This is a genomic window from Ferruginibacter sp. (assembly GCF_014377975.1).
GTDB lineage: Bacteria > Bacteroidota > Bacteroidia > Chitinophagales > Chitinophagaceae > Ferruginibacter.
In genome coordinates this window covers 1-13,145 of sequence record NZ_JACMOO010000019.1, presented here as the reverse complement: position 1 = coordinate 13,145, position 13,145 = coordinate 1, and the positions used below count along the sequence as shown (strand labels likewise).

The window sequence follows — 13,145 nt, the reverse complement described above, 5'->3', positions numbered from 1 at the left end:
AATTCTTTTTTCCAGTGATGGTATACCCGGGCAATTTCGTGTGTATTCACCGCCATATTTTCTCCATTGGCGGCACCACAAAAATTCCAGCCATGTATATCATCTGTATAGCCATTGCCATCATCATCTTTTCCGTTGCCGGGTATTTCTTTTGGGTTGGTCCATAGTATAGGTTTAAGGTCTTCATGCAATGTATCTATGCCGCTATCTATTACGGCAATTACTACCGTAGTACTTTTTCTGCCTGCTAATAATTCATACGCTTCTTTTACGCCGGTGCCCCAATAGCCATCCTGCTGGTAGTTGAGTAAATGCCACCCTTTTAATTTGGGGCGAACAGTTGATGTTTGAGAAAAGGCAGTAACAAAAAGTAGCGGTGTAAAAAATAGGGCAATTAATTTTTTAAACATTGATTTTAATTTAGGGCATCTATAAATAAACACTATTACAAATGTATCAAAATAAAAAGCCGGAGATAAAGTATCTCCGGCTTTAACTATAATTTATTTATCCCTTAACCTACAAGGTCAATATCAAAATTTACCAGTTGTACAAATTCGCCCATTCTGGTTGCTATATCCTGGTGGGTAATTTCTTTCATTCTGTTGGGCCCAAATTTTTCAACACAAAAACTGGCCATGGCACTGCCTACAATAACCGCTGTTTTCATATTCTCAAAACTGATGTCTTTTGTTTTGGCAAGATGTCCAATAAAGCCTCCTGCAAAAGTATCACCAGCGCCGGTTGGGTCAAACACTTCTTCCAATGGTAAACCAGGGGCAGAGAAAACATGATTTTTATGAAACAACAAAGCACCATGTTCCCCTTTTTTAATTACTAAAAAAGGAGGTCCCATTTTCATAATGGCTTTAGCTGCTTTTACAAGTGATACTTCGCCACTCAATTGCCTTGCCTCTCCATCATTCACCATCAGTACATCTACTTTTTTCAATACCACTTTTAAATCATCCAATGCAATTTCCATCCAGAAATTCATGGTATCCATCACTATCAGTTTTGGTCTTACTTTTAATTGGTTAATAACGCTCAACTGTATGGCCGGAGATAAATTACCCAACATCAAAAACTCACTACCCTGGTAGCTTTCAGGCACTACCGGGTTAAAATCGGCCAACACATTAAGGTCTGTAACCAGTGTATCCCTTGTGTTCATATCAATGTGGTATTTACCACTCCAGAAAAAAGATTTTTTATCTGGTACTATTTCTACACCTTCCAACTGTACCCCACGTTTTGTAAGCAGGTCTAATTCTTCCTGCGGAAAATCGTAACCAATGATAGAAATTTGTTGAATAGGAGTAACAAAATTACTGGCCGCATAAGCTACATAAGTGCCGGAACCACCTACAATTTTATCTACTTTTCCAAAGGGTGTTTCAATGGCATCAAAAGCCATGGTACCTACTGATATTAACGACATTTTTTATTTAGATTTTGGTTGCTGAAATATAAAACAAGTTGCAAAAGTAATGGTTTTTGCTTCAAAGCCTTGTTGGTGCTGTTAAAAGCACGATTTTTAATGTAAAAAGTTTATGGTATTAAAGTGTTAGTTTAACTTTGTTTTTACAACGTTTTTATCTAAAAATTTTACTGATAAATTTTTAGTTTATAGTTATTTGGTGGGAACAACAATTGGGAAGCCGATGATCAAAAAAGGTTTTTTGTACAAGAGTGCGATCCCGATAAAAGATCGGGACTGGCTGCCAATGAAGTGCCATATTGCTTCTTGGTTCGGACAATAAAAAACATAAAAATGAAATCAAAATGCTGATAAAAATACATCCTGTAGATCCACAACCACGACTGATAAAGCAAGTGGTAGAATGCCTGAAGGATGGCGGCATAATTGTATATCCAACCGACACAATCTATGGCCTTGGATGTGATATTTTTCAGCACAAAGCGGTAGATCGTATTTGCACCATAAAAAATATAAACCCTTTAAAGGCGCAATTAAGTTTTATTTGCCGTGACCTTAGTCATTTGAGCGATTATACAAAAAGTATTGATACGCCTTTGTACAGGATGCTGAAAAGATATTTGCCTGGTCCTTATACATTTATTTTACCTGCCAGCAAACAGGTGCCTAAAATTTTACAAACTAAAAAAAATACTATTGGTTTGCGTGTCCCTGATAATGTGATTTGCCACCATATTTTAGATTTGCTGGGTAATCCCATTTTAAGTACTTCGTTGCCGGGAGAGATGGCAGAAGAATATACGGACCCCGAAATTATTAATGACAAATTTGGTGATGTGGTAGATTTTGTAATTGATGGCGGTATCGGCGGCATGGTGCCTTCTACCATTGTTGATTGTGTAACCGATGACTGGGTAATTACAAGGCAGGGAACAGGGGAGTGGGCTGCGTAGTATTTACCAGTTGCATATATACAGACGTGGTTACCTAAGCAAGATTTAATTGACTGCAAAAAAGAAGATTACCCGGTTACAATCTGGGTAGGAATAATATTAAAACTTTTCCGGTGATAAGGGCATAAACCATGCATGGCTATTGCATCCCGATGAACGGCAGTACCATAGCCTTTATTTTTTTTCCACCCGTATTGGGGAAACTGAAGGTGTAGTTGCTGCATGTATTCATCCCGGTAAGTTTTGGCTAAAATGCTGGCAGCGGCAATAGAAGTATATTTTCCATCACCTTTAATAATGCACTGGTGGGGTAAATTTTTATATGCTTTAAAACGGTTGCCATCTATTAATAGTAATCCTGGTTCTATTGATAATTTATCAATAGAAAGATGCATGGCTTTAAAGGAAGCCTGTAATATATTGATGGTATCTATTTCATTATTATCAACTGCGGCAACAGCAAACGCAATGCTTTCTTTTTCAATGATTGGCCTTAGCAGGTCACGCTCTTGTTGTTTTAATTGTTTGCTGTCGTTTAGCAAAGGGTGATTAAAACCCCTGGGCAAAATAACGGCTGCCGCAAACACGGGCCCTGCATAACAGCCTCGGCCGGCCTCATCCAGCCCGGCTTCAATTAATTCGTTTTGCAGATATTGTAACAGCATAAATGTTTAACAAATATCCATTAAAAAAAGTAAAAACCGTTTCATTCAGTAAATACATCTGTAGCTGTACTAAATTTGCACCGCTATGGAAAATGTACTGGAACAACGCAATAATAAACAGGTAGCCATTTGGCTATTGATCGGTGTGGGAATGATCGTGATACAGGTATTGATAGGGGGAATAACCCGGTTAACAGAATCGGGGCTTTCCATTACAGAATGGAAACCAATCACCGGCGCACTGCCACCATTAAATGATGCAGCATGGCAGACAGAATTTGACCGCTACAAAGTAACTGACCAGTTTAAATATGTTCACCAGAATTTTTCTTTGAGTGATTTTAAAGGTATTTTTTTCTGGGAGTGGTTTCATCGTTTGTGGGCAAGATGTATGGGGCTGGTATTTTTATTGGGGTTTATCTATTTTGCCATTAAAAATAAGTTTAATAAAAAAATGATATTTCCGATGGTAATGTTGTTTTTGCTGGGTGCCGTTCAGGGAGCGATTGGCTGGTTTATGGTAAAAAGCGGATTGGTGCCGGAAAAATATTTTGTGGGCCATGTGGAGCTTGCTACCCATTTTATTGCGGCATTGGGCTTATTAAGTTATACCTTATGGTTTGCCCTCGGATTGCTGCAAGCTCCTAGAAAAAAAGTAGTAAATCTCTTTTTACAAAAAATAATGATTGGTATAGTGACCTTATTATTTTTTCAATTGATTTATGGTGCTTTTATGGCAGGTTTAAAAGCTGCCATCAGTGCACCTACCTGGCCCGATATCAATGGCCAGATGATACCAGCTTCAATAAATGAAATGTCTCCCTGGGCAAAAAACCTGGTATCAAACAATATCGCCATTCATTTTATTCACAGGAGCCTTGCCTATTTACTTTTCATTTTAATTGGTTATTGGTGGTATGTGTCAGGGGTGGTTAAGGGCAATAAACTATACAGCACCTTACGGGCAGGAGTGCTATTGCTGGTATCATTGCAGGTGTTGTTGGGCATACTTACTGTTTTAAATGCTACTTATTCTAACAGGCTGCTTTTTCTTGGTGTATTGCACCAGTTTGTAGCTATATTATTACTGATGTGTGTAGTTAGTATTTTATTTATGTTAAAAAGAAAATAAATAAACCCTCTTCATATATCGAATGGTAAAGATGGTACGTTACATCTCTTTATTTAGTAGTACATTTAAATAAAGTCCATATACATGAAACTATTGCTGAAGAATATCTTTTATTCTTTTCCTATTCAGTTACTCATTTTACACTTTAGAAAGTACCAGGTATTATTAATTTTTTGGTTCATTTTGGCCAGTACTATTAATAGCGGTTTTTTAAAAAGTTTTGGTGCTGATGCGTTGTTTTTTGTACCTGAGTATTTAGGAAATGTAAATGCGTTAAGTGCTGCAACATTGGGCATAGCAATGGGTGTATTTTTTATGTGCTGGAATATAACCACGTTTATTTTACATACCAGGCGGTTTAAATTTTTGGCTACTGCTTCTACACCATTCTTAAAATATTGCTTTAACAACAGCCTGTTACCTATAATTTTTTTGACCTTTTACCTGGCAAAATCTATACAGTTTAATATTAATAAAGAGTTGCTGAGTGCAGGTGAAGAAGCTGCCCTTATACTGGGTTTTTTAGGCGGGTTAATTTTATTGATTGCTTTTTCTTTTGCTTTCTTTTTTGGTGCAGACAGAACTATATTACGCAATATTACCCCGGTTATTGCAAACCCTGAATATTTTAAAAAAAGCTTTGACCCAGCAAAAAAACAACAGGCCGATGGCTTTGGAATGAAGGTAGATTATTATTTAAGTGGCAGATTCAAATTGCGTAAAGCAAGGCCTGTATCACACTACAACCAGGATTTTTTAGATACGATTTTTAAGCACCATCATTTTGCAGGTATGATAGGTGTTATACTTGCTTTTCTATTTTTAATTGTTTGCGGCTTTTTTTTAGATGTAAAATTTTTTCAGCCACCTGCTGCAGCCAGTATCATTGTATTTTTTGCTTTGCTGATTTCTGTTATCGGGGCGCTTACTTATTTTCTGCAAAGCTGGAGTTTATTGTTTGTGATAGCATTGGTTGCCATTCTGAATATCTTGTACCAGCAGGAGATTATTGATCCAAGAAATAAAGCTTACGGTATTAATTATACCAATAAAATGGAGCGGCCACAATATAGCAAGGAATCTTTGCAGCAATTGTGTACCCCTGCACTCATTGCAGCAGACAGGAATAATATGCTGCAAATTTTAAACAACTGGAAAAGCAGGCAGGCCACTGAAAAGCCGGTAATGATATTTATAAACGTAAGTGGCGGCGGTTTACGCAGTGCTACTTTTGTAATGAATACGTTGCAGCAATTAGACAGTATTACCAATGGGAAACTGATGCGGCAAACATTTCTGATAAGTGGTGCCAGTGGCGGTATGTTATCTGCTGCGTATTACAGGGAATTGTACAATAATAAAAGAAAGGGCCTGTCTGTAAATCTGCACCAAAAAGTGCTTACCGATAATATTTCACAGGATCTGCTAAACCCTGTATTTTCTTCTATGATCAGCAGGGATATTTTTTCGCCGGCACAAAAATTTTCGGTTGGCCCTTATCGATATATTAAAGATAGGGGTTACGCTTTTGAAGAAAAGCTAAATGAAAATTCGGGCAATATACTCAACAAGCAATTGAAAGATTATGTAGCAGACGAAAAAGCGGGCAATATACCGATGATGATCTTTAATTCAGTAGTTACAAGTGATGGGCGCAAAATGATGATCGGCACACAGCCACTGAGCTTTATGATGAAGCCCGTAGCTGCCGAAAAAGATACCAATATTAGCCCGGATGCGATAGATTTTGCTGCGTTGTTTGCTAAACAGAATCCTATGAATCTGCGAATGCTTACAGCCTTGCGAATGAACGCAACTTTTCCTTATGTATTACCCAGTGTTTGGTTGCCCAGCAACCCGGTAGTTGATGTTATGGATGCAGGATTAAGGGATAATTTTGGTGAAGAAACTACCCTTCGTTTTATTGATAACTTTGAAGACTGGATTGAAAAGAATACCGGGGGTGTAATTATACTACAGATCCGTGACCGGCAAAAAGATAATTGGCAGCATATTTTGGAAACGGGCACTATTACTGATATATTAGTGAAACCCGCCACCATGCTGCAACACAACTGGTTTAGGCTGCAGGATTATTCCCAGAATGAGACTTATAGTTTATTGTCTCAAGCAGCCTGTTATAATTTACAAAGGGTGGCATTTATATATGTACCTAAAACACAAGAGCTAGGGGCTGCATTAAGTTTTCATTTAACAGCGGCAGAAAAAAAAGATGTGATAGCTTCATTTAATACAGAGGATAATCAACATGTTTTAAAAGCGTTGATTGGTTTGATGAAGTGATGTGGAAGAAAATTATGTTGCCATCCTCGTAGTATTTTTCTATTAGGGTATAATAAAATTTACATATTTTTCTTGTTTAAATTCAGACAGCCCCATTATTGGGGTTATTTGCTTCGCTTACTTTCCTTATTAAGTTGATAAATAGGAAATACGCAAATTATCAATCCAATTGCCAAAGTAAATTGTCCACTAAGGCTAATTGGGTTGCCGCCGCCTCTACCTAATCTGCCAGAAAAAGTGGCACCATTTGCCACTGTTTCTGTAATAAGTAAGTGTAATCCCACAATTGAAATTATAATTCCGCAAACTAACAAAACGTATAATGGGAAAGGCTGGTATTGTGGGTAATTGTTTTCTTCTTTTATATTTTTAGCCATTTTTTTGCTTGCATTTAAAATCTTTATAACGGTAGAAAAATGGCTAAATTCATAATTGCCGTTAATATATCATTGCCAAAAACCTTTTTACAAAAAATTAATAAATCTTATCCTGCATTTCAGATGTTTCTTTCAGCAGCAATTCATCAAATACCATTTCTTTATTTTCGAGGGCTTCCCTTAAAACATCATTGATGGTAATGATGCCTTTAAACTCATTTTCATTAAATACAATCAGGTAGCGTGTTTTATGGATGTTTAATAGTTGCATGCATTTTTCTACCGTATCCTGCATAGCAATAACAGGAAGCGATACACTCATTACTTCTCTTACGGAACAGGTATCACTATGCAAGCCTTTTAAAATTACATTGCGGCTATAATCCCTTTCAGAAAAAATACCATAAAAAGTATCTTCTTTAAATACTACCAGGTAACTTAAATTAACCGAGTTCATTATTTGCAGTGCCTCTATAACTTTTGCATCAGGATCAACAAAATTAAATACAGGTGGCTTGTTGATTAAAATATTGGCAACTGTTCGCATTTGATTTTGATTTTAGTCTTTTTATAATGTTTTATTGAAGTTAGTTATTTTACCTGATTTTTTTTGATGGCTGGCTGTATTAATTTAAATGCATCTGGTATAATTTTTATCACCAATTTTTTAGCCGTATGTGCCGGGTCTCCATCAATATGCAGCGGTGCCTGCACCAGGTTGTAAATAATAAGTTGCTCTGTTTGAAAGTAAAGAATATCTTTTTTATGAAAAGTTTTTTCATCATGTTCGTTTATCTTTCCAGCCATTATTTGTTTAAATACAGCCAACAACATACGCAGCTTACTCATTTTTTTTACTACCACTATATCCAGTAAACCATCATTTAAACTAGCCTGCGGGGCTATAGTAAACTGGTTGCCAAACTGGTTGCTATTGGCAATACTTATAAAAAAGGCTTCAATGGCAAATGATTTCCCTTTGTTCACAATTTCAAACGGGTAAGGACTAGCAGTAATAAAATTTTTAATAGTTTGTTTAATATAAGTGCTCAATCCCCGGGATGGTTGCTTAGCAAAATCGTGTGCTACCTGTGCATCAAAGCCAAGTCCGCACAGCATGCAACTAAAAACATCATTGATAAAAAAGGAATCTATGTACCGGCCTTTTCCAGTAAAAATTACCTCAAGTGCCTTATGTATTTCTTTAGGAATTTTTGCTGCAAGCGCAAGCCCATTACCTGACCCCATTGGTATGATCCCAATATTGATATCTTCATCTATCAACGATGATGCTATCTGGCTAACGGTACCATCGCCGCCACAAATTACGATATCAGTAATTCCTTCTTTTTCTATTTTTTCTTTTAAAAAAAAGTAATTGCCCTGCGCATTAGTATTTAATATTTGAAAGGGGATATTTTGTCGCTGTGTTTTCTCTGCAATTATTTTAAGGGCCGATGCCTTATCTTTTGTTCCTGAAATAGGGTTGATGAAATATATTATTTTGCGTTGCATGAATTACGGTCTTTTAAGAGGGCATAAAAATAAAGCAATAGGGCTACAGTTGTATGGCTAATAAATATGTCATACAACTGACGTATGAATATCATATTTATTTTGGTCCCTTACCGGTCCTACGGAAACCGTAATACCGGAAACCGTAATACCGGTAACGAGTTACCATCGAATCAATGCACTGGCCCAGGTAAAGCCGCTGCCAAAAGCAGCCATGCAAACAAGATCACCATCTTTTATTAGGCCTTCTTCCCAGGCCTGGCAAAGGGCAATTGGAATTGATGCAGCGGTAGTGTTACCATATTGCTGAATATTATTAAATACCTGGTCGTCGCGTAAGCTTAGTTTCTGTTGCACAAACTGGCTGATGCGTAAATTGGCTTGGTGAGGTATCAACAAATTAATATCTGATGTAGCTAAACCGTTTTTTGTAAGTGCTTCCATAATAACTTCAGGAAATTTTACAATGGCTTTTTTGAATACTGCAGGCCCATCCATAAAAGGAAAGTTTTGCGCATTGTCCATCATCTCTTTACTCATAAACATATCGCCAATTACAGCATCATTATAATCAGCCACCGGATCTTTTACCCAATGGTTGGCATGTGTACCAGGGTTGTACATGGCCAATAATTCGGCACTTGCTCCATCACTATGCAGGTGGGTACTTATAATACCCTGGCCTTGTTTTTCCGTAGGCTGAAGAACTACTGCTCCGGCACCATCTCCAAATATTACCGATACATTTCTGCCACGGGTGCTAAAGTCTAAACCAAAAGAATGCTTTTCGCTGCCTATTACTAAAATGTTTTTATACATGCCGGTTTTAATAAACTGGTCTGCTACCGATAACGCATACACGAAACCGCTGCATTGATTACGAATGTCCAATGCGCCTATCTCTTTCATTTGCATGGCACGCTGCACCAACACTCCGCAACCGGGAAAATAATAATCAGGGCTTAAAGTGGCAAAAACAATGAAGTCAATATCCTGTGCGGTAATACCCGCCCTTTCAATAGCAATTTTGGAAGCTTCAACTGCCATTGTTGTTGTTGTTTCTTCTGTGCGGTGGGCATACCTCCGTTCCTTAATACCAGTACGCTCCTGTATCCACTCATCCGAAGTATCCATGTATTGTTTGAGGTCTTCGTTGGTTACTTTATTTTTCGGCAAGTAAGATCCAATACCGGCAATTTTACTGGTAAACATAAGGCAATCTTTAAATTAAAAAAGCAAATTACATCATTGTAAATGATTTGTACCTGTTTACAGAAAAGCAAAGAGTTAAAGAAACCAGTTAGTTTACCTTTTTCAAATTTTTCAGTACAAAAAAGTCATCATACATGGGCGTATTAGCCACCTTGTAATGAAACTCAACAGCTTTTCGCAAATCGGTGCTGCTTTTTATAAATTTTACTGTAAAGTGTTCTGTCAGGCAAAGAATGGACAGATTGTTATTGTCTTTTTTTATCTCGGCAATATAGGTTTTGCCCTTAATAAAACTATTTAAAAATTGCTTGCCCGATACCGTTGAGATAAAGGCGGTTCCTTTGATAGTATCATTGATAACAACACGATAGGGCTTCAATTCATCGAGGTAGCCTGTAATGGCTATATCGTATTCGAGGTCGTTATTTTTTGAAAAAATAATCTTTATCGGATCTTCTTTATGTTCCTGGTCATTAGCAGGTTTTGATACAAAAGTAGCCCAGCTACCCAACAAACTTTCATCAATATTTTCTTGTGGAGTTGCGTCTATGCCATACGCTGAATCGTATGGGCAGCCCCACAAAATTATTAATACAATAAAAAATAAAAAGAGGTGTATAATTTTTTTCATAGTAGGATTTAAAATTACCGCAAATAATTGAAAAAGTAACCGCTATGATTTTTAACTTGTAGCCTGTTTTTTTCAAATTATTGTCCTGGCTAAGAAGCTATGTGCAACTTCATTGGCAGCCAGTCCCGATCTTTTATAGGGATCGCACATTTGTACTTAATATTTCCAATTGAACTTTAGCCTCCCAAATGGAAGTTACTGATGATAAGGAACAGCTCAAGCAAAGAAGATGGAGGGGTTTAAATAAAGTATATTTTTTGTAAACTATAGTCATACGATACTATTACCAGGGCCTGCAATTTTATTTTACTTTGCTAAATAATATGCCCAGCCAACCGCCAATTTCCATCATCCAGGCAATACCCAAATGAACAATCAAACCAGCCCAGACGCTGCCGGTATTGTATGCAACGATTCCTAATAAAGTGCCGCCAAAAAAACTGCTGATGGCTTCTCCCATTGGTTTACCCAAATGTATGGCGCAATAAAAGCAGGCCACGGGAATAATACAGTGCATACCACAAATACGCATCAATGCCAGTATCAAAAATCCCCTGAAAAAAAATTCAATGCTAACAAAATCAAAACCGTAGCATAATTCAAATACAACGTAGCGCCATTTATCAACCCAGTTATCGGATGGTATTTTATTAAGCAATGTTGCTTTGGGATACACTTGTAAAAAATCATTTTGTGTACTGGCCAATGCTATCAAAGGAACCATTATCAGCAGCATTAAAAGGTAGGGCTTTAAACTATCCAATGGCACTGCGCCGTAAAAAGGTTGAGTGCCTTTATCTTTTATCAGCCAAACAAAATAGACCGGTATTAATAAAACAATTACTCTAACCACCCAATTAATACTGTACAGGTAAAAAACCCGTTCTAATCCTGTCCATTTGCTGATAATCCAGTTTTGTTGCCAATCAAAATTTACCCTAAATGAAAAAAATGCAGGAGCCAATATCAGTATGGTCCAAAACCAGCCATCTTTATAATAAGAACAATCTTTAAAAAAAAGTAACTGAAAAAAAAATGCACTTGCAAATGGAATAAAATATAATAAGTAATACCAGCTAAAACGGGATACTTTTGAAGTAGCCGATGCAATATATTTTCTTTCCAGCCCGTGCCAGTAATTCAAGTAAATGAGCACTCCCAGAAGTAGGAATACCAATAAAAAATACCCCCAGTTAAATTCTTTACTGTAAAAATCTTTCAGGTATTTTAATATGGTATTCAGTGCTGATTTATTTTGGTACCTGTTGATTCATCACCGACCAAAGCAGGTCTTTTAACTCCGGCACTCCCTGTCCGGTTACGGATGAAATAAAAATATGTGGAATTTTTTGAGGCAATTCTTTCGCAATAGCGGTCTTTAATTCATCATCCAGCATATCGCTTTTACTGATGGCAATTACAAAATCTTTTTGCAGCATTTCTGGATTATATTGCTCCAGTTCATTCACCAAAATTTCGAATTCTTTTTTATGATCAGCACAGTCTGCCGGTATTAAAAAAAGCAGGATAGAGTTTCGTTCAATATGTCTTAAAAACCGGTGCCCCAAACCTTTTCCTTCTGCAGCACCTTCAATAATACCCGGTAAATCAGCAATACAAAAACTTTTACCATCCCTATATTCTACCATGCCTAATTGAGGTACCAGAGTTGTAAATGCATAATCTGCAATTTTGGGTTTAGCAGCCGTAATAACAGAAAGCAGCGTTGACTTGCCTGCATTGGGAAAACCCACCAGTCCCACATCAGCCAGTACTTTTAGCTCCAATAATTTCCAGCCTTCAATACCATCTTCTCCAGGTTGGGCATATTCCGGCGCTTGGTTAGTAGAAGTTTTAAAATTAGCATTACCTAATCCGCCACGTCCGCCTTTTACCCAAATAACTTCTTGTCCGTCTTCTAAAATTTCTACTTCTTTTACACCAGTCAGTTCGTCTTTGGCAATGGTTCCAAGTGGTACTTCAATAATAATATCTTTTCCAAAACGGCCAGTACTGTTATTTTTACTACCAGATTCACCATCTTCACCCAGTACATTTTTATAATACCGAAGGTGTAATAAAGTCCACAATTGTGAGCTGCCTCTTAAAATAATATGTGCACCCCTGCCTCCGTCACCCCCGTCAGGACCCGCCATGGCATTGTATTTCGTACGCATAAAATGTCTGCTACCCGGCCCGCCATGACCACTCCGGCAAAAAATTCTGATGTAATCTATAAAATTTGACTTTTCCATTATTGTTGTAAAGGTCGGTTTTTTTGGGTTGTTGTGTGCTAGAAAGGAAATAATGTAATAAAGGAAACTTCCATTACAAACTTATCAACGGCCTGGAAGTACGAAAGCAAGTTCCTTTAAACAAAGCAACTTTATGATCATTTTGATTGCTGATGGTAATATGATAAAGCCCTGTTGATTTCCCGTTGTGCATTTCTTTTGCCTCGGCTGTTAATATATCGCCAACCTGTTCTTGAAGGCGGTTTTGCTATGAGTTTAAGGGCTTTATAAAACAATTTAAATGGTGAACTTGATGAGGTTTGATAGCTTTTTGCCATGAGGTGAATTGATACACTAATGAAAAAAACAGCTACAAAATGGTGGGATAACCGAAAAAAAGAGGAAGTTTATGATCTTGCCAAAAAGGAATTATTGCAGGCGGGTTTAACACAATAAAAAAAATTATATTTATCCAAAAAATATATTACTTTTACATCCTGCTCAATTATTAAAGTTTCCTATTATCTTATCTAAAGATTCACCAAAAAGACATTTGTCTTGTGTGCGACGTTAGTTTTATAAATACAATATATATCCTTATAAAAATATTCTATTAAGATTTTTCTTGTGGTTTCAGAGGTAAGCAAGGCCGGTGATTTTTATCACTGGCCACTATTTTTT

13 protein-coding genes are annotated in these 13,145 nt (G+C 37.0%); 3 read left to right on the top strand and 10 right to left on the bottom strand.

Annotated elements, in window-relative coordinates:
• Positions 1-410, bottom strand: a 410-nt coding sequence (locus H7254_RS01405) for a S8 family serine peptidase (RefSeq protein ID WP_301931280.1), incomplete at its 3' end; no start/stop codon positions are given.
• Positions 411-514: 104 nt separating this feature from the next.
• Positions 515-1,441: a PfkB family carbohydrate kinase gene (locus H7254_RS01400; protein WP_301931279.1), complete on the bottom strand. Its 927-nt coding sequence runs from the start codon at positions 1,439-1,441 to the stop codon at positions 515-517.
• Between the two features lie 344 nt (positions 1,442-1,785).
• Here H7254_RS01400 and H7254_RS01395 point away from each other — a divergent pair, with 344 nt between their 5' ends.
• Complete coding sequence (locus H7254_RS01395) at positions 1,786-2,394, top strand: L-threonylcarbamoyladenylate synthase (protein WP_301931278.1); 609 nt, start codon at positions 1,786-1,788, stop codon at positions 2,392-2,394.
• Between the two features lie 68 nt (positions 2,395-2,462).
• Here H7254_RS01395 and H7254_RS01390 read toward each other — a convergent pair whose 3' ends face one another.
• Positions 2,463-3,059 (bottom strand): ribonuclease HII, encoded by a 597-nt coding sequence (locus H7254_RS01390; protein WP_301931277.1) that lies wholly within the window; start codon positions 3,057-3,059, stop codon positions 2,463-2,465.
• 85 nt (positions 3,060-3,144) lie between these two features.
• On the opposite strand from H7254_RS01390, the gene H7254_RS01385 reads away from it, so the two are divergent.
• On the top strand, positions 3,145-4,191 hold the full coding sequence (locus tag H7254_RS01385; RefSeq protein ID WP_301931276.1) for a COX15/CtaA family protein: 1,047 nt from the start codon (positions 3,145-3,147) through the stop codon (positions 4,189-4,191).
• Between the two features lie 84 nt (positions 4,192-4,275).
• Positions 4,276-6,495: a hypothetical protein gene (locus H7254_RS01380; protein WP_301931275.1), complete on the top strand. Its 2,220-nt coding sequence runs from the start codon at positions 4,276-4,278 to the stop codon at positions 6,493-6,495.
• Between the two features lie 104 nt (positions 6,496-6,599).
• On the opposite strand, the gene H7254_RS01375 is transcribed toward H7254_RS01380, so the two are convergent.
• The 7 genes from H7254_RS01375 to obgE form a co-directional block, all read right to left on the bottom strand.
• Positions 6,600-6,872 carry a hypothetical protein gene (locus tag H7254_RS01375; RefSeq protein ID WP_301931274.1) on the bottom strand — a complete coding sequence of 91 codons (273 nt, stop codon included), beginning with the start codon at positions 6,870-6,872 and terminating at the stop codon, positions 6,600-6,602.
• A gap of 97 nt (positions 6,873-6,969) precedes the next feature.
• The gene (locus H7254_RS01370; protein WP_301931273.1) at positions 6,970-7,419 is read right to left on the bottom strand and encodes a CBS domain-containing protein; all 450 of its coding nucleotides are present in this window, start codon (positions 7,417-7,419) and stop codon (positions 6,970-6,972) included.
• Positions 7,420-7,463: 44 nt separating this feature from the next.
• Positions 7,464-8,387, bottom strand: coding sequence for a diacylglycerol kinase family protein (locus H7254_RS01365; RefSeq protein WP_301931272.1), 924 nt, complete (start codon positions 8,385-8,387; stop codon positions 7,464-7,466).
• 162 nt (positions 8,388-8,549) lie between these two features.
• Positions 8,550-9,599, bottom strand: a complete 1,050-nt coding sequence (locus tag H7254_RS01360; RefSeq protein ID WP_301931270.1) for a 3-oxoacyl-ACP synthase III family protein — start codon at positions 9,597-9,599, stop codon at positions 8,550-8,552.
• Between the two features lie 88 nt (positions 9,600-9,687).
• Positions 9,688-10,230 carry a hypothetical protein gene (locus H7254_RS01355; RefSeq protein WP_301931269.1) on the bottom strand — a complete coding sequence of 181 codons (543 nt, stop codon included), beginning with the start codon at positions 10,228-10,230 and terminating at the stop codon, positions 9,688-9,690.
• Positions 10,231-10,531: 301 nt separating this feature from the next.
• Positions 10,532-11,386: a CPBP family intramembrane glutamic endopeptidase gene (locus tag H7254_RS01350; protein ID WP_301931268.1), complete on the bottom strand. Its 855-nt coding sequence runs from the start codon at positions 11,384-11,386 to the stop codon at positions 10,532-10,534.
• 94 nt (positions 11,387-11,480) lie between these two features.
• Positions 11,481-12,485 carry a GTPase ObgE gene (obgE, locus tag H7254_RS01345; RefSeq protein ID WP_301931267.1) on the bottom strand — a complete coding sequence of 335 codons (1,005 nt, stop codon included), beginning with the start codon at positions 12,483-12,485 and terminating at the stop codon, positions 11,481-11,483.
• Between the last annotated feature and the right edge of the window lie 660 nt (positions 12,486-13,145).